The sequence below is a fragment of the Lentzea guizhouensis genome (genome assembly GCF_001701025.1).
In the GTDB taxonomy this organism is placed as follows: Bacteria; Actinomycetota; Actinomycetes; order Mycobacteriales; family Pseudonocardiaceae; genus Lentzea; species Lentzea guizhouensis.
In genome coordinates this window covers 4,103,441-4,125,029 of record NZ_CP016793.1, presented here as the reverse complement: position 1 = coordinate 4,125,029, position 21,589 = coordinate 4,103,441, and the positions used below count along the sequence as shown (strand labels likewise).

The 21,589-nt window shown below is 69.2% G+C and carries 13 protein-coding genes and 1 tRNA gene; 6 read left to right on the top strand and 8 right to left on the bottom strand.

Annotated elements, in window-relative coordinates; translation table 11 throughout:
• Positions 1–361: 361 nt before the first annotated feature.
• The 6 genes from rho to argS all read right to left on the bottom strand — a co-directional run bounded on the left by rho (position 362) and on the right by argS (position 8,953).
• Positions 362–2,374, bottom strand: a complete 2,013-nt coding sequence (rho, locus tag BBK82_RS20565; protein ID WP_065916456.1) for a transcription termination factor Rho — start codon at positions 2,372–2,374, stop codon at positions 362–364.
• Positions 2,375–2,695: 321 nt separating this feature from the next.
• Complete coding sequence (gene thrB, locus BBK82_RS20560) at positions 2,696–3,541, bottom strand: homoserine kinase (protein WP_065916455.1); 846 nt, start codon at positions 3,539–3,541, stop codon at positions 2,696–2,698.
• Positions 3,538–4,590, bottom strand: a complete 1,053-nt coding sequence (gene thrC, locus BBK82_RS20555; RefSeq protein WP_065916454.1) for a threonine synthase — start codon at positions 4,588–4,590, stop codon at positions 3,538–3,540. Before thrC ends, thrB begins: the two co-directional genes overlap by 4 nt.
• 11 nt (positions 4,591–4,601) lie before the next feature.
• On the bottom strand, positions 4,602–5,903 hold the full coding sequence (locus tag BBK82_RS20550) for a homoserine dehydrogenase (RefSeq protein WP_065916453.1): 1,302 nt from the start codon (positions 5,901–5,903) through the stop codon (positions 4,602–4,604).
• A 3-nt stretch (positions 5,904–5,906) separates the two neighbouring features.
• Positions 5,907–7,325, bottom strand: a complete 1,419-nt coding sequence (gene lysA, locus BBK82_RS20545) for a diaminopimelate decarboxylase (RefSeq protein ID WP_065921218.1) — start codon at positions 7,323–7,325, stop codon at positions 5,907–5,909.
• The gene (gene argS, locus BBK82_RS20540; RefSeq protein WP_065916452.1) at positions 7,325–8,953 is read right to left on the bottom strand and encodes an arginine--tRNA ligase; all 1,629 of its coding nucleotides are present in this window, start codon (positions 8,951–8,953) and stop codon (positions 7,325–7,327) included. Before argS ends, lysA begins: the two co-directional genes overlap by 1 nt.
• A gap of 169 nt (positions 8,954–9,122) precedes the next feature.
• Between argS and BBK82_RS20535 the strand changes: the two genes are divergently transcribed.
• The 4 genes from BBK82_RS20535 (at position 9,123) to BBK82_RS20520 (ending at position 17,455) form a co-directional block, all read left to right on the top strand.
• Complete coding sequence (locus tag BBK82_RS20535; protein WP_065916451.1) at positions 9,123–9,944, top strand: DUF3105 domain-containing protein; 822 nt, start codon at positions 9,123–9,125, stop codon at positions 9,942–9,944.
• On the top strand, positions 9,944–10,651 hold the full coding sequence (locus BBK82_RS20530) for a DUF305 domain-containing protein (protein ID WP_083268061.1): 708 nt from the start codon (positions 9,944–9,946) through the stop codon (positions 10,649–10,651). The genes BBK82_RS20535 and BBK82_RS20530 overlap by 1 nt, the downstream gene beginning before the upstream one ends.
• A gap of 263 nt (positions 10,652–10,914) precedes the next feature.
• Positions 10,915–12,789 (top strand): acyl-CoA dehydrogenase family protein, encoded by a 1,875-nt coding sequence (locus tag BBK82_RS20525; RefSeq protein ID WP_065916450.1) that lies wholly within the window; start codon positions 10,915–10,917, stop codon positions 12,787–12,789.
• A gap of 433 nt (positions 12,790–13,222) precedes the next feature.
• On the top strand, positions 13,223–17,455 hold the full coding sequence (locus BBK82_RS20520) for a GH92 family glycosyl hydrolase (protein WP_065916449.1): 4,233 nt from the start codon (positions 13,223–13,225) through the stop codon (positions 17,453–17,455).
• A gap of 252 nt (positions 17,456–17,707) precedes the next feature.
• On the opposite strand, the gene BBK82_RS20515 is transcribed toward BBK82_RS20520, so the two are convergent.
• A complete protein-coding gene (locus BBK82_RS20515; RefSeq protein WP_065916448.1) occupies positions 17,708–18,616 on the bottom strand; it encodes a cation diffusion facilitator family transporter in 909 nt (302 codons plus the stop codon).
• Positions 18,617–18,766: 150 nt separating this feature from the next.
• Between BBK82_RS20515 and BBK82_RS20510 the strand changes: the two genes are divergently transcribed.
• Positions 18,767–18,841: transfer RNA gene (locus BBK82_RS20510), tRNA-Arg, on the top strand.
• 195 nt (positions 18,842–19,036) lie between these two features.
• Entirely contained in the window at positions 19,037–19,894 is an 858-nt protein-coding gene (locus tag BBK82_RS20505; protein ID WP_237048289.1) for a hypothetical protein, read from the top strand.
• 25 nt (positions 19,895–19,919) lie between these two features.
• Here the strand turns inward: BBK82_RS20505 and BBK82_RS20500 are convergent, their stop codons facing one another.
• The gene (locus BBK82_RS20500) at positions 19,920–21,566 is read right to left on the bottom strand and encodes an SWIM zinc finger family protein (protein WP_154697401.1); all 1,647 of its coding nucleotides are present in this window, start codon (positions 21,564–21,566) and stop codon (positions 19,920–19,922) included.
• Positions 21,567–21,589 lie beyond the last annotated feature (23 nt).

Here is a 21,589-nt window from a genome sequence, read left to right as displayed (position 1 = left end):
CAGGGCACTGGCTGAAACTTCGCCTGGGCGTGCGTGGGCTTTTCGTCTCGCTTCGCTCGATCACTTTGCCGGGTCCGGTACGGCCCAGTCGCGGCCTGCCTCTGCCTGCCTGGCCTCCAGAGCAACGTCCGAAACTGTCAGACCCCGTGAGTAGCGTGGGTCGCGGGGGAGCCGAAACACAGGGGGACCCCTGCGCGAGCCTGCCTGCGTCACCATCGCGGGGTCCACGCCCGACCCAGCCCCACGTTCACCTGGCCCGGCCGCCGAAACGCCGCGCTGTTCGGCATTCGAGTGAACAGACGTGAAAAGGCCCCCGGTGACCTGCACCGGGGGCCTTTTCACGTGAAACCTGCGCGGGCGATCAGTCCTGCTCGGCGCCCGGCGTCGTCTTCGCGACCTGCATCAGGAACTCGATGTTGGTGCGCGACTTGCGGAGCCGGTCGAGCAGCAGGTCGATGGCCTGCTGGCCGTCCAGGGCGTGGAGCACGCGGCGGAGCTTGTGCGTGACCGCCATCTCGTCCGGGGAGAGCAGGAGCTCTTCCTTGCGCGTGCCCGAGCTGTCGACGTCGACGGCCGGGAAGGTGCGCTTGTCGGCGATCTTGCGGTCGAGCTTGAGCTCGGCGTTGCCGGTGCCCTTGAACTCCTCGAAGATGACCGAGTCGCCGGCGGAGCCGGTCTCGACCAGCGCCGTGGCGATGACGGTCAGCGAGCCGCCGCCCTCGATGTTGCGGGCCGCGCCGAGGAAGCGCTTCGGCGGGTAGAGGGCCGTCGAGTCGACACCACCGGACAGGATGCGGCCGGAGGCCGGGGCTGCCAGGTTGTAGGCGCGGCCCAGGCGGGTGATCGAGTCGAGCAGCACGACCACGTCGTGGCCCATCTCCACCAGTCGCTTCGCGCGCTCGATGGCGAGCTCGGAGATGGTGGTGTGGTCCGACGGCGGGCGGTCGAAGGTCGAGGCGATGACCTCGCCCTTCACCGAGCGCTGCATGTCGGTGACCTCTTCCGGACGCTCGTCGACGAGGACGACCATCAGGTGGCACTCGGGGTTGTTCTTCGTGATCGCGTTGGCGATCGACTGGAGCACCGAGGTCTTGCCGGCCTTCGGGGGTGACACGACCAGGGCGCGCTGGCCCTTGCCGATCGGCATCACCAGGTCGATGACGCGGGTGGTGAGGATGTGCGGCTCGGTCTCCAGGCGCAGACGCTCGTTCGGGTAGAGCGGCGTCAGCTTCGTGAAGTCCGGGCGGTTGCGCGCCTCGTCCGGGTCCAGGCCGTTGATCTTGTCGACGCGGACCAGCGGGTTGAACTTCTGGCGCTGCTGCTCGCCGTCGCGCGGCTGGCGGACGGCGCCGGTGATGGCGTCACCGCGGCGCAGGCCGTACTTGCGGACCAGCGACAACGAGACGTAGACGTCGTTCGAGCCGGCCAGGTAGCCCGACGTGCGGACGAACGCGTAGTTCTCCAGCACGTCCAGGATGCCCGCGACCGGGAGCAGGACGTCGTCGTCGCGGACCTCGGTCTCGCGGTCCGGACGCTCGGTGCCCTCGCCACGGCCACCACGACGGCGGCGGTCGCGGAAGCGGCCACGACGGCCATCGCCGTCGTCGTCACCCTGCTGGCTCCCGCCCTGGCGGTCGCCGCGCTCACCACGGTCGCGGTTGCGGTCACGGCCGCCCCGGTCACCACGGTCGCCGCGCTCACCACGGTCAGAACGCTCGCCACGGTCGGAACGCTCGCCACGCTCAGAGCGCTCACCACGGTCGGAACGCTCAGAGCGCTCGCCACGGTCAGACCGCTCGGAACGCTCCCCGCGGTCGGACCGCTCGGCACGCTCCTGGCGCTGCTCCTGACGCTGTTCCTGCGGCTGCTGCTGGCCGTCGCCCGCCTCGGCGCTGCCCCCACCACGGCCGGAACGGCGGCGGCGGTTGCCACGGCGGCCGCCCTCCTCGGAGGCACGACCCCCGTCCTCGGCTCCGGCGTCGACGGCAGCGGCGGCAGGCTTCTCCGCGGCTACCTCGAGCTGCTGCTGAACAGGCTTTTCTGCGGGCTTCTCGGCCACCGGCTGCTCCGCGACGGGAGCCGGCTTCTCGGCGGCCTGCTTCGGGGCCCGCGCCGGCTTCTCGGCTTTGGCAGCGGGGGCTCCGGAGCCCTGCTTCTCCTTGATGGCCGCGATCAGGTCGCCCTTGCGCAGGCCTGCGGTTCCGGTGATGCCCAGCTGGCCGGCGAGCTCACGGAGCTCAGCGAGGACCATGCCGGACAGACCCGCGCGGCGGCGCGGCGTCGTGCCGTTCGAAGGGGTGGACAGAGCGGTCTCCTCGGCTCCAGAACCAGAAGCAGCTGCGACATCGCTGCTCAGCAAATCGGTGTTGCTCACACATGTCCTTCCTGACCAGGCCCCGCCTCCTACGCGGCCCAGCGGACCCGTCTTCCCACTTCAACTGGGGAACGACGGTCAGTCCGATGCAGACGGAAGCACACACCGCTTCCGGCAAGCACGGGACTTTTGTCAGGTCACACGGCGATCGGGTGCCTCTTTTGCGTTCGCCCCGCCCGCACGGCACAGGGCCGAAACACAAAAGGATTGCGACCCGGAACGAGTGTCCGGGCGCGACACCGGCGCCCGTGCGCGCGGTGACTGATCGCCCCCGAGGGTAGACGCCGCTCCTCCACCATGCAACAACCGGGGTCGGGCGTGTCAGTCCAATGGACGAACGCGCACGCCAGAGCCGTCGACGTCGAGTCTCCGCACGTCGAAGCCGTGCACGTCGACCTCGGGCGGGAGGTCCCCGAACGCGATCACCGTCGGTCCTGCCCCGGACACGCAGGCGGGAACCCCGAGCTTGCGGAGATCACTGATCACTCGAACGGTGTCGGGCCAGGCGGGCTCGCGGTAGTTCTGGTGGAGGCGATCCTCAGTGGCGGCAAGGAGAACTGACGGATCCGCCGTCAGCGCGTGCACCGCCAGGGCGGCCCGGCCGGCGGCGTGCGCGGCGTCCGCGTGCGGCACCTCGGCCGGAAGCAGGCCGCGGGTCGTCCTCGTGGACGACTCCTGCGCCGGGACCAGCACGACCGGCCGCACGCGTGCGTCCGCGGCCATCCGGACGGAGCGGTAGCGCTCCCCCTCCGACCACGCGACGACAACACCGCCGTACAGAGAGGCGGCGACGTTGTCCGCGTGCCCCTCGAACTCGGCGGCGATTTGCAACGCGTCTGTGTCCAACTCGCGACCCGTCAGGGTGAACCCGGCTGCGACACCCGCCACGATCGCGGCGGCCGAAGAGCCGAGCCCACGTGCGTGCGGAATCACGTTGTGGCACTTCAGGGCGAGCCCACCGGTGTAGCCGGCGGCGCGGACGGCCCGCACGACCAGGTGCGACTCGTCGAGCGGGACCTCACCCGATCCAGCACCCTCCACCGTGATCGACAGACCGTCGGCGACGGCCACCTCGATCTCGTCGTACAACCCCAGGGCCATGCCCAGCGCGTCGAACCCCGAACCGAGGTTCGCGGTCGACGCGGGGACGGTGACGACGAACCTCACGCGAGCTCCAGCGCGTGCGCGACGGCTCCGGGGTCGACCGGGACCGGCTCGACCTCGGTGGTGCCGAGCAACGCGGTGTCCGGGTCCTTCAGACCGTGTCCGGTGACGGTGCACACAACCGTCGAGCCCTTGGGCAGCCGGCCGTCCTCGGCGGTCCTGAGCAGACCGGCGATGGACGCGGCCGACGCGGGCTCCACGAAGATGCCCTCGGACGACGCCAGCAGCCGGTAGGCCGCGAGGATCTGCTCGTCGGTGACGGCGTCGATCAGGCCGCCGGACTCGTCCCGCGCGTTCACCGCACCCGTCCACGACGCCGGTGAACCGATCCGGATGGCGGTCGCGATGGTCTCCGGGTTCGGCACCGGCGCACCGCTCACGAGCGGCGCGGCACCCGCGGCCTGGAACCCGAACATCCGAGGAAGGCCCTGGTCGTAGGACGTGTAGCCCTTCCAGTACGCGGTGATGTTGCCCGCGTTGCCGACCGGCAGGCAGTGCACGTCCGGCGCCTGGCCGAGCACGTCGCAGACCTCCCACGCGGCGGTCTGCTGACCGACGAGCCGCACCGGGTTGACCGAGTTGACCAGCGTCACCGGGTACTCGGCCGCGGTCTTCGACGCGAGCTCCAGGCAGTCGTCGAAGTTGCCGTCGATCTGCAGGATCTTCGCGCCGTGCATCACGGCCTGCGCGAGCTTGCCCATCGCGATCTTGCCCGTGGGCACCAGCACCGCCGCCGTGAGCCCCGCCTTGGCCGCGTAGGCCGCGGCAGACGCCGACGTGTTGCCGGTGGAGGCGCAGATCACGGCCTTGAGGCCGGACGCCAGCGCGTAGGTCATGGCCACGGTCATGCCGCGGTCCTTGAAGGACCCGGTCGGGTTCGCGCCCTCGACCTTCACGTACACGTCGCAGCCGGTGGCCGCGGAGAGACGACGGGCGTGCACCAGCGGCGTGCCGCCCTCGTGCAGCGTCACGACCTCCGCGCCCTCCGGGATCTCGATGCGGTCCCGGTAGGCGTTGATGAGTCCGGGCCAGCCCGCTCTTGCGGAGTTCACACCTTCTGGACTCACTCTTCGCCCTCTACCCTCATGACGCTGACGACGTCCCGCACCACGGGGAGGCCACCGACTTTGTCCACAGTGGACCGCAGCGCGGCGTCGGTCGCCGCGTGCGTGACGATCACCAGGCTGGCGTCCTCGGTGCGGCCTTCCTGGCGCACCGCGGCGATGCTCACGTCGTGCTCGGCGAACACGGCGGCGACCTGCGAGAGGACACCCGCCTTGTCCGCCACGTCGAGGCTGATGTGGTAGCGCGTGGGCGTGTTCCCCATGGGCTGCGCGGGAAGCGCCGCGTAGGCCGACTCGCGCGGGCCACGCCCGCTCGCGACCTTGTTGCGCGCCACGGCGACCAGGTCGCCGACAACCGCACTCGCCGTCGGGGCGCCACCGGCACCCTGCCCGTAGAACATCATCTCCCCCGCCGCGTCTGCCTCGACGAACACCGCGTTGAACGCGCCGTTGACCGAGGCCAGCGGGTGCGTCCTGGGGATCATGGCGGGGTGCACTCGAACCGCGACTGACTCCTGACCGGACGGGGAGGTCACCCGCTCGCAGATCGCGAGCAGCTTCACCGTGCGGCCCAGGCCCTTGGCGGCCGCGATGTCGGCGGCGGACACCTGGCGGATGCCCTCGCGGTACACGTCCGCGGCCGTCACGCGCGTGTGGAACGCCAGGGACGCGAGGATCGCGGCCTTGGACGCGGCGTCGAACCCGTCCACGTCCGCGGTCGGGTCGGCCTCGGCGTACCCCAGCCGCGAGGCCTCCTCGAGCGTCTCGGCGTAGCCGGCGCCCGTGGCGTCCATCGCGGACAGGATGAAGTTGGTGGTGCCGTTGACGATGCCCATCACCCGCGTGATCCGGTCACCCGCCAGCGACTCCCGCAGCGGGCGCAGCAACGGGATCGCACCCGCCACGGCCGCCTCGAAGTACAGGTCCGCACCGGAGCCGTCAGCGGCCTCGAACAGGTCGGAACCGTGCTCGGCCAGCAGCGCCTTGTTCGCCGTCACCACGGACTTGCCGTTGTGCAGGGCCTCCAGCAGCAGCCCGCGGGTGGGGTCGATGCCACCGATGACCTCGACGACCACGTCCACGTCGTCCGACTTCACCAGCGCGGACGCGTCCGTCGTGAGCAGGTGCTCCGGCACCTCGCGGTGCTTGTTCGGCCTGCGCACCGCGATCCCGGCGAGCTCGATCGGCGCACCGATGCGGGCGGCGAGGTCACCGGCCTGGTCCGTCAGCAGCCGGACCACCTCCGTGCCCACCGTGCCGCACCCGAGAAGGGCCACACGAATGGGTTTTGGCTTCGCCACCGTTCATACCTCCAGACGGAACAGGTCGTCCTCGGTCTCGCGACGCAGCAGCAGCCGCGCCTCCCCGTCGGTCACCGCGGCGAGCGCGGGCCTCGGAAGTCGGTTGTACCCGCTCGCCATCGAGTAGCAGTAGGCCCCGGTCGCAGCGATGGCCACCAGGTCGCCCGGCGCGAGGTCGTCGGGCAGCCAGCAGTCGCGCACGACGATGTCGCCGGCCTCGCAGTGCTTGCCCACGACGCGGCACAGCACGGCGCGCGCCTCGGGCTCGGCGGCCCTGGACACCAGCTTGCAGTCGTAGACCGCGTCGTAGAGCGCCGTGCGGATGTTGTCGCTCATGCCGCCGTCGACGCTGACGTACCGGCGGCGCGCGCCACCGTCCAGCTCGACGTCCTTGATCGTGCCGACCTCGTACACGGTGACCGTGCCGGGGCCGACGATCGCGCGGCCGGGCTCGACCGCGATGCGAGGCATCCCCAGGCCGTTGTGCTCGCACTCCTTCTGCACGATGTTGTGCAGCTGCCGCGCGAGCTCGGCCGGCGGGGGCGGGTCGTCGTCCGGCGTGTAGGCGATGCCGAGGCCACCGCCGAGGTCGACGGTGGTCAGCGAGTCGATCTCGCCGTGCTCCCGGCGGACGTCCGCGAGCAGGCCGATCACCCGGCGGGCGGCGACCTCGAAGCCGGACGCGTCGAAGATCTGCGAGCCGATGTGGCTGTGCAGGCCGACGAGCTTGAGACCGCTCGCCTTCAGCACGCGCCGCACGGCCTCGGCCGCGTCACCCGACGACAGCGAGAAGCCGAACTTCTGGTCCTCGTGCGCGGTCGCGATGAACTCGTGCGTGTGCGCCTCGACGCCGACCGTCACGCGGATCAGCACCGGCTGCACCACACCGCGTTCGCGCGCGATCTGGTCCAGGCGCGCGATCTCGTGGTAGGAGTCGACGACGATCCCGCCGACGCCCGCCTCGACGGCCGCGATCAGCTCGGGAACGCTCTTGTTGTTGCCGTGCAACGCGATCCGCTCGGCGGGGAAGTTCGCCCGCAGCGCGATCGCGAGCTCGCCACCGCTGCAGACGTCGATGGAGAGGCCCTCTTCGGCCACCCACTTCGCGATCTGGACGCTCAGGAACGCTTTGGAGGCGTAGTGCACCAGCGTCGGGTCGCCGAACGCCTCGGCGTGCTCCCGGCAGCGGGCGCGGAAGTCCTGCTCGTCCATGACGAACAACGGGGTGCCGTACTGCTCGGCCAGCTCGCGCACGTCCACGCCCGCCAGCTCCACGACGCCGGCGGCGGTGCGGGCGGCGTTGCGGGGCCACACCTTCGGGTGAAGGTGGTCGAGCTGGTCGGCGGTGGAGGGGCGGTCACCGGCGGTGCTGCCGGGGACGAGAACGTCGGCGTGCCGGGGTCCGGCCGGGTGCGCGCGCATCACATGCGCTCCGGGGCGGTCACGCCGAGCAGGCCGAGACCTGCGGCGAACACACGCCTCGTGGCGTTCACGAGCTGAAGCCTGACCTGGTGCAACGGAGTCGTCTCCTCGTCGCCGCGCGGGAGCACGCGGCAGTCCTGCTGGAAGCGGTGGTAGGTGCCCGCGAGCTCTTCGAGGTAGCGGGCGACGCGGTGCGGTTCCCTCAGTTCGGCGGCGGTGGCCACGACGCGGGGGAACTCGCCGATGGTGCGGATGAGGTCGCCCTCGCGCTCGTGGGTGAGCAGCGCGAAGTCCTCACCGGGGGTGATGCCGAGATCGGCGGCGTTGCGCAGGATCGACGACGTGCGCGCGTGGGCGTACTGCACGTAGTAGACCGGGTTTTCGTTGCTGTGCTTGCGGAGCAGGTCGAGGTCGATGTCGAGGCCCGAGTCGACCGACGAGCGGATCATGGCGTAGCGGGCGGCGTCCACCCCGACCGCGTCGACCAGGTCGTCCATCGTGATGACCGTGCCCGCGCGCTTGCTCATCCGCACCGGCTGGCCCTCGCTGACGAGGTTCACCAGCTGGCCGATCAGCACCTCGACGCTGTCCGGGTCGTCACCGAGGGCAGCAGCGGCGGCCTTGAGGCGCGCCACGTAGCCGTGGTGGTCCGCTCCGAGCATGTAGATGCACAGGTCGAAGCCGCGGCCGCGCTTGTCGACGAGGTAGGCGATGTCACCGGCGATGTAGGCCGGGTTGCCGTCGCTCTTGATGACGACGCGGTCCTTGTCGTCGCCGAAGTCGGTGGACCGCAGCCACCAGGCGCCGTCCTTCTCGTACAGCGAGCCGTTGGCCTTGAGCTTCGCGACCGCCTCGCCGACCCGGCCGCTCTGGTGCAGCGAGTCCTCGTGGAAGTACACGTCGAAGTCGGTGCCGAACTCGTGCAGCGCGCGTTTGATCTCGTCGAACATCAGCCCGACGCCGACCTCGCGCACCTTCTCCTGGTCCGAGAGCGCGCCCGGCTCGCGGCGCAGGACCTCAGCCGCGATGTCGCTCACGTAGGTGCCCGCGTAGCCGTCCTCGGGGGCCGGCTCGCCCTTCGCGGCGGCGATCAGGGACCGGACGAACCGGTCGATCTGCGCGCCGGCGTCGTTGAAGTAGTACTCGCGGGTGACCTCGCCACCGCGGGCCTGCAGGACCCGGCCGAGCGCGTCGCCGACCGCGGCCCAGCGCGCGCCACCGAGGTGGATCGGGCCGGTCGGGTTGGCGGAGACGAACTCCAGGTTGATCTTCTGGCCGGCCAGCTCGGTTCCGGTGCCGTAGGCGTCCGCCAGCGCGTCCCGCACGATGGCGCCCTGGGCCTCGGTGGCGAGGGTGAGGTTGATGAAGCCGGGACCCGCGACGGCGGCACCGGCGATGGCGGGCTGGTCCTGCAGGGCGTCGACGAGCCACGTGGCGAGGTCGCGCGGAGCGACGCCGACCTTCTTGGCGAGCTGCAGTGCGACGTTCGTGGCGTAGTCGCCGTGCTCGGGGTTCCTGGGTCGTTCGACCGTCACCTGAGCCGGCGCGGCGGTGGTGTCCAGGCCTCGGTCGGCGAGCAAGCGGGCAACCGTGGTCCGTACCAGATCGGCGAGCGCGTCAGGTGTCACGGACGATGAGTCTAGAGAAGCGTTGTCGCAGGTCTCGACCGGGTTACCGGGTCTCGGAGGGTGAGACGGCAAGTGTTAACGCGCACGTGGTAACGCACTGCCCTGACAGTGACCAGACACCTTGTCCCTACACTGGCGCCGGTTGACCAGGACGACATCTGAGGCGGACATGACCAGCGGCAAGAAGACGAAGGCCACACGCAACAGCGTGGCCGCAGCCCGTTCCTCGGTGGTGGGGAAGAAGCCCAAGCCGTGGGGAACGATCATCGCGGTAGTCGCCGTGCTGGGCCTCGCCGGCGGCGTCTTCGGCTACGCGTACTCGCAGATCCACGAGCAGAACGTCAAGGAAGCCGCCCTGGCCAAGTGGCGCCCCTCCGACACGAACAAGGACCCGTCGACAGCGCTCGCGGGCATCGTGGTCAAGGAGTACAAGGGCTCCCGCCACGTCGAGGCGACCCAGCGCGTCGCCTACGACCAGACCCCCGCGTTCGGCGGCCCGCACGACGGCCAGTGGGCCGACTGCACCGGCGTCGTCTACGACAAGGCGGTCCGCACCGAGAACATGGTCCACGGCCTCGAGCACGGCGCCGTCTGGATCGCCTACAACCCCGACCAGGTCTCCGGCGACGCGCTGAACAAGCTCAAGACCAAGGTCGAGGGCATCCCGTACATGATGATGTCGCCGTACCCGGGCCTCGACAAGCCGGTCTCCCTGCAGTCGTGGGGCCACCAGCTGAAGGTCGACAACGCCGACGACGAGCGCATCGACCAGTTCATCTCCTCGCTGCTGCGCAACTCGAACACCTACCCCGAGGTCGGCGCGTCCTGCGAGAACACCGCGTTCCTGTCGAACCCGGCCCCGTTCGTCGCCGAGAAGCCGGGCGCCGACGCCGTGCCGATGGACGGCGGCAAGGACGACTCCGTGGTCGAGCAGCCCCAGGCCAGCACGCCGCCGCCGTCGGGCTCCGCCTCGACGCCGCCGTCGAGCTGATGACGGCTCCTTCCGACGACGAGGTCGTGGTCGTGGGGTCCGGGCGCCCGCCCTCCGGCGTCGCCCGGACCCTGGTCATCACCGCGGCCGTGCTCGCGGTCCTGCTGCTGGGCGCGGCCGTCGGCCTGCTCGTGAAGCTCCCCGGCACGTCCTCCTCGACCGCGGCCCCTGCCTCGGGCTCGGTCGACGTCGGCTTCTGCCAGGACATGGCCATGCACCACCTGCAGGGCATCCAGATGGCCAACATCGCCCGCGACCGCTCCACCGACCCCGACATCCGCCAGCTCGCCTTCGACATCGCCTCCACCCAGCTCGAACAGGTGGGCCGCATGAAGGGCTGGCTGATGATGTGGAACGAGCACGAGCAGAACGTCTCCGGCGTCTACATGACCTGGATGAACGACGCGGGCATCCACGGCCACGGCGCCACCACCGCCGAACCGGGCAAGCCCGCCATGCCGGGCATGGCCACCACCGAGGAACTGGCCAAGCTCCGCACCTCCACCGGCCGCGACCTCGACGTGTACTTCCTCCAGCTGATGCTCCGCCACCACCTCGGCGGCGGCCCGATGGCCGAGTACGCCTCGACCCGCGCGGGCCAGCCTGCGGTGCGCACGCTGGCGGAGAACATGCTGAAGTCGCAGTCGTCGGAGACCGAGCTGATGAAGGACTACCTGGCGAAGCGCGGAGCCGCCCCGCTGCCGTAGCCGGTCGCTCTTCCAGGGCCGTCCCCTCCTCGGAGGGGGCGGCCTCGTGCGTTGCCCGGCCGTACCGCAACAGGGAGCCGCAGTGGCCCCTTGGCACCGCAAGCGCCGCTACCTCGGCCGGCTCACGGCCGTGGTCCTGCTGCTGCGAATCCTGTCGGTGAGCCGGCGGAAGGTGCCCGGCGGCTGAGGGCTTTCACCCTCCGAGCCGGTGGACATCCGCCTACCCCTGAGTAACGTGGGTCACACCCTACTCGGAGGTAACCATGACCGTCGACGAGCGCGCGGCCAGACAGGTCGCCGAACAAGCCCGAGAAACCCGCTGGCAGCGACCGAGCTTCGGCAAAGAGCTCTTCCTCGGCCACTTCCGCGTCGACCTCATCCACCCGCACCCGTCCGGGTCGCCCGACGACCGGCAGCGCGGGGAGGCGTTCCTCGAGAAGCTCAAGGTGTTCACCGAGTCGAACATCGACAACGCCGTCATCGAGCGGGACGCGCGGATTCCCGACGAGGTGCTCAAGGGGCTCAAGGACCTCGGCGCGTTCGGCATGAAGATCAAGCCCGAGTACGGCGGCGTCGGGCTGACGCAGGTCTACTACAACAAGGCGCTCATGCTGGTCGGCAGCGCCAACCCCGCCATCGGCGCCATGCTGAGCGCGCACCAGTCCATCGGCGTTCCCCAGCCGATCGCGATGTTCGGCAGCGACGAGCAGAAGAAGGAGTTCCTGCCCCGGTGCGCCAAGGGGGAGATCACCGCCTTCCTGCTCACCGAACCCGACGTCGGCTCCGACCCGGCCAGGCTCGGCACCACCGCGACCGAGGACGGCGACGACTACGTCCTCAACGGCGTCAAGCTCTGGACCACCAACGGTGTCGTGGCCGACCTCCTCGTCGTCATGGCACAGGTGCCGGGCAAGGGCATCACCGCGTTCGTCGTCGAGGCGGACGCCGAGGGCATCACCGTGGAGAACCGCAACGCCTTCATGGGGCTGCGGGGGCTCGAGAACGGCGTCACGAGGTTCCACAACGTCCGGGTGCCCAAGAAGAACGTCATCGGTAAGGAAGGCGCCGGCCTCAAGATCGCCCTGGCCACGTTGAACACCGGCCGCCTCAGCCTGCCCGCCCTCTGCGCCGGTGGCGCCAAGTGGTGCCTCAAGATCGCGCGCGAGTGGAGCACCGAACGCGTGCAGTGGGGGCTGCCGGTCGGCAGGCACGAGGCCATCGCGGGCAAGATCGCCTACATCGCGGCCACGGCGTACGCGCTGGAGGCGGTGCTGGACCTCAGCTCCGAGCTCGCCGACGCCGGGAGCCACGACATCCGCATCGAGGCCGCGCTGGCCAAGCTCTACGCGTCCGAGAAGGCCTGGCTGGTGGCCGACGAGCTCGTCCAGATCCGCGGCGGCCGCGGCTACGAGACGGCGGAGAGCCAGGCGGCGCGCGGGGAACGGGGCGTCGCGGCCGAGCAGGTGCTGCGGGACCTGCGGATCAACCGGATCTTCGAGGGCTCCACGGAGATCATGCACCTGCTGATCGCGCGCGAGGCCGTCGACGCGCACCTGTCCGTCGCCGGCGACATCATCGACCCCGACGCCGACCGGCAGGCCAAGATCAGGGCGGCGGCGAAGGCAGGTGGGTTCTACGCCAAGTGGTTCCCGACCCTGGTCGTCGGCAAGGGGCAGAGCCCGGCCGGGTACACGGAGTTCGGTCCGCTAGCCAAGCACCTGCGGTTCGTCGAACGGGCGGCGCGCAAGCTGGCGCGGCAGACGTTCTACGCGATGTCGCGGTGGCAGGGGAAGATGGAGCGCAAGCAGCGGTTCCTGAGCCGGATCGTGGACATCGGGGCCGAGCTGTTCGCGATGAGCGCGGCGTGCGTGCGGGCGGTGCAGGACACGAACCCGGACGCGCAGCTGCTGGCCGACGCGTTCTGCCGGCAGGCGCGGGTCCGCGTGGACGAGCTGTTCGAGAAGCTGTGGAAGAACACCGACGACAGCGACATCACGCTGGCCAAGCAGGTCATGGACGGCCGGTTCACCTGGCTGGAGCACGGCATCGCCGACCCGTCGATCCCCGGCAGCTGGATCGCGGACTCGACCCACCGCGAGTCGACGGCGGCCAACGTCCACCGGCCGACACCCCGCTGAGGGAGTGCTGCACGGGGCAGGCTGATGGTGGTGCGGGCGCGGCACCTGCCCCGTGCACGGTCGGTAGGGGGCTACGTCCCCCGCATCCCCCTACCGACTCCCCTTTGCAACGGAAGGACACAACACCCTCCAGGAGGAGGTGCCGGTAACGCTAAGCCACAAGCTGTCGTTCACAGATACGGCAAATGAGTGAATCACCAGGCGGGACTCACCCAACTACTCTCAGAGAGTAACTTTGAAGACCGATTCAGAGCGCATCTCCGGGGGACCTGGGCCCAACCGCTGACCGCTGTTTTCCTCGGGCCCCTACAACGTTGGAACCAGTGGGCGGACAGGTTGCACGACAGATTTCCGTCCTGTCCCTTGACAACGATGTCACGTGCAGAAACGCTGCCTCGCGAACGGGGCAGGCAAGGGCGGCGGAAGGGTTGCAATGAGGCAACTGGGGAAGAGACGAACTACGGCTCTGTTGAGCGTTGCGATCACTGCGACACTGGTGTGCGGCGTCACCAACGGCTTTGCGGCCGCCGCACCAGAGGAGCAAGGCGTGGGCTTTTCGACGTCCTTTGAGGACGGTCAACCACAACCGTCGTGGTCCAACACCGTGGAGACCGACGCGGCCGGCAACCGGAAGGCCTCCGGCGTGGTCGGCTCGGACGGCTCCGGCATCCCCGGCAACGTCTCCGACAAGGTGCTGGCGGTCAAGGCCAACGGTGAGAACGCGGACTCGAACGAGGTGAAGGAGAACCTCGTCGACGGCACCACCACCACGAAGTGGCTGGTCTTCCAGAACACCGGGTGGGCGTCGTTCCAGTTCGGCGGCGAGCAGCTGATCAAGAAGTACGCCCTCACCTCGGCGAACGACGCGCCGGAGCGCAACCCGCGGGACTGGACCCTGCAGGGTTCCGCCAACGGCACCGACTGGACCGTGGTCGACACCCGCACGAACGAGTCTTTCACCGACGAGCCCTTCGTGACCAGGGTGTTCGACGTGGCGAACCCCGCCGCGTTCACGTATTACAAGCTCGACATCACCCGCAACAACGGCTCCCCGAACATCATCCAGCTCGCCGAGGTGCAGCTCTCCGACGGCAGCGACGCGCCCGCGCCGGAGAACATGCGCAGCGTCGTCGGCAACGGCCCCACGGGCGGCTACACGGCCAAGGCGCGGGTGGGCTGGACCGGCGTGCGGGCGTTCCGCTACCAGGGCCGGCACACCGCCGAGGGCCGCGGCTACAGCTACAACAAGGTCTTCGACGTCGACGTCCCGGTGACCCGGTCGACCGAGCTGTCGTACATGATCTTCCCGAACTTCGTCACCGACAACCTCGACTACCCGAGCACGTACGCGTCGGTCGACCTCGCGTTCTCCGACGGCACGTACCTGAGCGACCTCAAGGCGGTCGACCAGCACGGCGCGGTGCTGTCGCCCCAGGGCCAGGGCGCGGGCAAGTTCCTCTACGCCAACCAGTGGAACAAGGTGGCGGCCACGATCGGCACGGTCGCGGCCGGCAAGACGATCAAGCGGATCCTGGTCGCCTACGACGGTCCCAAGGGCCCGACGGAGTTCGGCGGCTGGCTCGACGACGTGCGGATCGGCGACGTCGTCACCAAGCAGTACGCCAAGCCGTCGGACTACGTGCTGACCACGCGCGGCACGAACTCGAACGGCTCCTTCTCGCGGGGCAACAACTTCCCGGCCACCGCGGTGCCGCACGGCTTCAACTTCTGGACCCCGATGACGAACGCGGGCTCCACCAGCTGGCTCTACGAGTACCAGCAGCGCAACAACGACCAGAACCTGCCGACGCTGCAGGCGTTCACGGCCTCGCACGAGCCGAGCCCGTGGATGGGTGACCGGCAGACGTTCCAGGTCATGCCGTCCGACAAGGCCCCGACCCAGGACCGGGCGCTGCGGGCACTGCCGTTCAAGCACGACAACGAGGTCGCGAAGGCGCACTACTACGGTGTGACGTTCGAGAACGGCATGAAGACCGAGATCGCGCCGACCGACCACGCGGCGGTGTTCCGGTTCACGTTCAACGACGAGGCGCAGAAGAACGTCGTCTTCGACAACGTGAACAACTCCGGTGGTCTCACCCTGGACGCGGCGAACGGTGTCGTCACCGGCTTCTCCGACATCAGGATCGGATCGGCCGGCACGACCCGCATGTTCGTCTACGGCAAGGTCGACAAGCCCGTGACGGCGAGCGGCAAGCTCACCGGCGCCGGGCGCGACAACGTCGGCGGCTACTTCTCGTTCGCGGACAAGACCGTCCAGCTGCGGCTCGCCACCTCGCTGATCTCGGTCGACCAGGCGAGGTCGAACCTGGAGCAGGAGGTCAACGCCTCCGACACGTTCGAGTCGGTGCGCGACCGCGCGCAGGCCGCCTGGGACAAGGTGCTCGGCATCCTCTCCGTCGAGGGTGCGTCCGAGGACCAGCTGATCACGTTGTACTCCAACATGTACCGGCTCTACCTATACCCGAACTCCGGCTACGAGAAGGTCGGCGACAAGTTCCAGTACGCGTCTCCCGTGTCGCCCGCGACCGGCCAGAACACGCCGACGCAGACCGGCGCGAAGATCGTCGACGGCAAGATCTACGTCAACAACGGGTTCTGGGACACCTACCGCACGACCTGGCCCGCCTACAGCTTCTTCACCCCGGCCAAGGCGGGTGAGATGGCCGAGGGCTTCGTCCAGCAGTACAAGGACGGCGGCTGGATCTCCCGCTGGTCCTCCCCCGGCTACGCGGACCTGATGACCGGCACGAGCTCGGACGTGGCGTTCGCGGACTCCTACCTCAAGGGCGTGAACAACTTCGACGTCAAGGCCGCCTACGACGCCGCGGTGAAGAACGCCTCGGTGGTGCCGCCGAACAGCGCGGTCGGCCGCAAGGGCATGGACCGGTCGATCTTCCTCGGCTGGACCGGCAACGACCAGCTGCACGAGGCGTGGTCGTGGGCGATCGAGGGCTACCTCAACGACTACGGCATCGCGCAGATGGCGAAGGCGTTGCACGAGAAGACCGGTGAGAAGCGGTACCTGGAGGAGCACGAGTACTTCCTCAACCGCTCGCTGAACTACGTGCTGACCTTCGACGAGCGGATCGACTTCTTCCAGGGCCGCAACGTCGACGGCTCGTGGCGGGTCGAGGACCCGGCGAAGTACAACCCGCAGGAATGGCGCTACGACTACACCGAGACGAACGGCTGGAACATGGCGTTCACGGTGCCGCACGACGGGCAGGGTCTCGCGAACCTGTACGGCGGGCGGGACGCGCTGGCGAAGAAGCTCGACCAGTTCTTCACCCTGCCGGAGACCGCGAAGTTCCCCGGCGGCTACGGCGGCGTGATCCACGAGATGATCGAGGCGCGGGACGTGCGGATGGGCCAGTACGGCCACTCCAACCAGCCTTCGCACCACATCGCCTACATGTACAACTACGCCGGTCAGCCCGCGCGGACGGCGGAGAAGGTGCGCGAGATCTTGTCGCGCCTCTACGTCGGCAGCCAGGAGGGCCAGGGCTACGCGGGTGACGAGGACAACGGCGAGATGTCCGCGTGGCACCTGTTCTCGTCGCTGGGCTTCTACCCGCTGCAGATGGGCAAGCCGGCCTACGCGATCGGCTCGCCGCTGTTCACCAAGGCGACGGTGAAGCTGGAGAACGGCAAGAAGCTGGTGGTCAACGCGCCGAAGAACAGCGCGAAGAACATCTACGTGCAGGGCGTGAAGGTCAACGGCAAGGCGTGGAACAAGACGTCCCTGCCGCACGACGTCCTCGCGAACGGCGCCACGATCGACTTCGACATGGGCCCGGCCCCGTCGAAGTGGGGCACGGGCGCCGACGACGCCCCCGAGTCGATCACCAAGGGCGACGAGGTCCCCACGCCGCTGCGTGACACCGCCTCCGGCCTGTCGGTGGCGGCGTTGACGGACAACAACTCCGCGACCTCCGCGACGGTCCGCACGGTCGACTTCAAGCCGGCCGACGCCAAGGAGAAGGCGGAGTTCTACACGCTGACGAACGCGAAGGTCGGCACGTCACCGACGTCGTGGGAGCTGAAGGGCTCCTACGACGGCAAGACGTGGGCGACCGTCGACAAGCGCTCCGGCGAGAGCTTCCAGTGGCAGCAGTACACCCGGTCGTTCAAGATCGCCTCGCCGGGCCGCTACTCGTTCTACCGCCTGGAGTTCGCCGGCGACGTCGCGTTGTCGGAGTTCGAGCTGCTGGCCAAGCCGCTGCCCGCCGCCACCAAGACGGTGACCGGCACGGTGAACGGCCCGCTGCAGGTCACCGGCGTGACCTATGTGGACGGTGCGACGATCAGCGGTCCGGTGACCGTCGCCCGCGGCGCCACGCTGTACGTGTTCGGCGGTGAGATCAAGGGCCCGCTGTCAGCCGCGGACGCCGGTTCCGTGGTCCTGGTGGGCACCAAGGTCGGCGGCCCGGTCACCGTCCACGGCGCTTCTTCGGAGTTGGCCGTGGAGAACACCGCAGTCAGCGGCCCGGTGTCGCTGACGTCGAACAAGACCCGTTCCGTGGTGGCGTTCTCCACCGTCGGCGGCCCGTTGTCCTGCACGGGCAACAACCCGCCACCGGTGAACAACGGCTTCGCGAACGACGTCAAGGGCCCGAAGTCAGGACAGTGCTCCGGCCTGTGACGCCCGGCTGAGGTGAGAAGACCGCGTTCCGTCACGGAGCGCGGTCTTCTCCGTTCACCTGAACGGATCTTTCCGGTGCGGTAGGTTTCGCGGTGGGATTCTCACGATTCGTTGGAGCAGTTCGGGGAGGTCGCTGTGGTGCCGTTCGCCCAAGGCAGGACGTGGGTCTCGGTACCGGAACAGCGCAAGCCAGTTCCGTCACGAACCGGCATCCCGTCCACCAAGGACGCCGTGCGCTCCCTGCCGGTCAGCTCACCAGGAAAGCTCGCGGCACCGCTGCGCTGACGAGCCACCCTCGACCTGCAACGTGGCGTGCTCGATGTGGTACTCGGCCCTGAGAAGGGTTTGGGCCGCCTTGAGCACGCTCTCGTGATCGGCGTCCGGCGCCGTCGTGAGGTGCGCCGACGCCACCTCCATCCCGCTGGTGAGCGTCCACACGTGCAGGTCGTGCGCCTCGGTGACGCCGGGCAGCTGCGCCAGTGCCTCCTGCACCTCCGTGACGTCCAACCGCTCCGGCGCGTGCTGGAACAGGATGTGCAAGGCGTTCTTGGCCAACGAGTACGTCCGCGGCAACACCCAAACACCGATCAGCACACCCATGATCGGGTCCGCGTACTTCCACCCGGTCGTGATGGTCACGAGCGCACTGACGAGCACGCCGATCGACCCGATGAGGTCCGCCAAGACCTCCAGGTACGCACCCCTGACGTTGATGCTCTCCTTCGCGCCTTCCTTGAGCACGCTGAAGGACACCAGGTTGGCGGCCAGCCCGAGGCTCGCCGCGATCAGCACCGGCCACCCCGACACCGCCGGCGGCTCCTGGAACCGGCCGACCGCCTCGTAGATCACGTACCCGGCAACCCCGAACAACAGCACCGCGTTGGCCAGCGCCGCCAGCACCTCGGCCCGGTAGAACCCGAACGTCCGGTTCTTCCCGGCCTTGGCCCTCCTGGCCACGAGGATCGCGGCCAGCGCCATCCCGACGCCGAGCACGTCGGTGAGCATGTGCGCGGCATCGGAGATCAGTGCCAGCGAGGACGTCGCGAACCCCACGACGAACTCGACCACCATGAAGACCGCGCCGATCCCGAACGCGACCCACAGCTTGCCGGCGTGCTGCCCGCTCGCGGACGCTGATCCGTGCCCGTGCCCATAACCCATGCTTGGGAACATATAGCGACATGCGCATGAGTGCAATCGGAGGTATTCCCGCGGTGCGGCGGACGTGACGGAGGCCACCTGACGGGTGTTCGTGGGGGTGGGTGTAAGGGGTTGGCTCCGGAGTGCGCTAGGATCTTTCACGTTGGTAGCGCCCCCGTAGCTCAGGGGATAGAGCACCGCCCTCCGGAGGCGGGTGCGCAGGTTCGAATCCTGCCGGGGGCACCACAGTCGAGGGCGATTCGTGTTCGCGGAAAGCGCGAACCGGGTCGCCTTCGGGCGTTTTCTGGGGGCCGAGCCCCCAGACCCCAGCCGGGGGCGAGCCCCCGGACCCCCACCGCTCCTCCCACCTTCCGCAGGTGGACCGCATTACCGCCTGGTCCGCGGCTGCGCCGGTAGGGCCCGTTCTCTGGAGCTGGCAGGATGTGGTTCAGGGGAATCGTGCTCGTCGGACGCGCGTTCCCCTTCCTGGCCCGAGGATTGGACGCAATGGGACGCTCGTCGGTGTTCACCTTCCAGTACATCGCCATCGACACGGAGGCCGGTGTCACGCCGGAGGAGTTCGAGGCCTTCGTGCGTGGTGAAGGCGTTCACCTGCCCTTGTACCCAGGGTGGCGGTGGACTCTGCTGCGCGGGTTGCGCGGAGAGCGGACCGGGCAGTACCTGATGCTGTACGAGATCGAGAGCGCCGAGCAACGCGACCGCTACGTCACAGCCCGGGGTGAGCAGACCGAGCTCGCCCGGCAGTTCTGGGCGCGGCACCCCGAGGCGGAGGCTGTGCTGGCGCGATGGCGGCGGCTGGGCACGTTCGGTGAGCTGCCGACGTTGTTCACCGACTACCGGCTGCTGGCCGACAACCCGCGGAGCACGGTCACGCCCGGCCCCCGCTACCGCGACCGCCCTGGGGAGGAGCCCGTCGCCAGGGTCATCGGGATCCACAACCTGGCGTTGCGCGCCGGTGTGACCGAGGAGATGTTCGACCGCTTCATCGCCGAGAACCACCACCGGATCGACGACTACCCGGACTGGCGGTTCCACGTGCTCAAGGGCGAGCGGGGCAACCGCCTCGACCAGTACGTGATGATGATGGAGATCGCGAGCCTGGACGCGCTGGACGTCTTCTACCCCGAGCCCGACATCGCCACCGGCGAGGCCGCGGAGTTCGCGGCCGCCCACCGCGACACCAAGCAGATGTACGAGGAGTGGAAGCAGCTGGCCTCGTTCTCGGGCTCGCCGCAGATCTACACGGACTACCTCGCCGTCGCGGAGAACCCGGCGTAGTCCCGCACGACCGGGAAGGGGATGTTCAGGGCAGCCGTGCCCGGTCGAGCTCCTGACGAAGCGCCCACTTCGTGCGGTGGTCGTGGCGAACGGCGGCCATGTGCTCCTGGAAGTCCTCGGCGCGGTCGCAGCGGGTGAACAACGCCTTCGTCTCGACCAGCAGGCGGGCAGCTACCTGGTAGGAGTCGCGGTTGCGGAGCTCGATCGCCTGCTCTGCGGCGCGGAGCAGGACCGGGATGGCATCGGCCGGGTGGCTTGCGGCACGGGCGCGCGCCAGACGGAGCCACAGGCCGTCCGTACAACCACCGTCGACGGCGGCCTGCCAGGCGGCGCCGACCTCGTCCTCGGCCAGCAGGATCTCCACCAGCGTCGAACGGCCTCGCGACCACGGAGCTGCGGCGGGTGGTGCGTCGGCGAGGAAGGCGAGCGCGCGTTCCCGCCAGGCTGGGAAGTCCTCGGCGGTGACCTGGCGAAGCGCGCGGTAGGAGTCCAGGGTCGGGCGGGCGGTGAAGTTGGCCCACAGCATCTCCCCCGCCTGATTTCGCCGACCCGCACGGACGTGGATCTCGGCCGCCAGGTCGCGCAGGCGGGAGTCGGGGTCGAAGTCGGTGAGACCGCGGTCCAGCCAGGTGAGCGCTTCGTCGTCACGGCCGTCGGCGCACAGCCGCTCGGCGATGCGGAGCACGTCGTAGGCACTCGACACGTCCCGCGCCAGCACCTCCACCAGCCCGTTCGTGCCTCCCGCCGACTCCGCCAGCTGCTCCATGAGGTGGGTGATGACGAGGCGGCGGCCGCTGTAGTCGTTCGGTTTCTTCGACGGCAGCTTCTGCCACGCTTCCTCGACGAGTTCCCGCAAACGCGCCACGCCCGCCGGGCCGAGCACCTCCTCGTAGTCGGGCAGCACGTCGAAGAACACCTCGTACGCGCTGTCCAACGCACGCGTGAGCAGACGTTCGGCCAGCTCCACGGGGTCCGGTGACCCGGCTTCGCACGCCGCGAGGTGGATCTCCTCCGCGCGGGCGATCGCGTCGGACAGCCCGCCGTCGGAGTCGTCCACCAGCTCACCGGAGGATTCGAGCAGTTCCAGGGCGTGCTCGGCGAGGATGATCGCGGCATCGGCGAACCCGCCGTGCACCAGCTTCTCGACTTCGTCCAGGGCATCGCCGACGTGCGCGAAGTAGCCGTACGCACCCGCGTAGTCCACGAAGTCGTGGATGTGGATGGCGCGTTCCAGGCGTTCTCGGACGTCCCGATCGTCGAACGCGTCCCCGTGCCCGGCGGCTGCGGCGAGCCGGGCGCGGAGCAGGTGGTCCGATTTCGCGGCCGTCATCAGCTGCTCGATCAGCCACTCCTGGTCGCAGCCCCGCAGGAACAACCGCAAGCGCTTGTCCGACAACGGCTTCTGCCGTGACTCCGCCACCTCACCGCCTTGCTCCAGCCAGGCCAGCGAAGCGGCGACGCAGTGCTTGCAGAACGCTCCGTCCATTCCGTACGGGCAGGAGCAGCGCCCGCTCAGTCCCGTCGGCGTGACATCGAGCCGCACCCGGTAGGTGCGGGTGCCGTCGACCGTGGCGCTCACCGTCGACCCGTTCAGCGTGACCCGCTTGACCTGGCCGGCCGCGAAGTACCTCTCACCGCGCTCGAACGACTTCGCGTCAGCCAGCTTCCGCACCGCGCTCCTGGTCACGACCACGA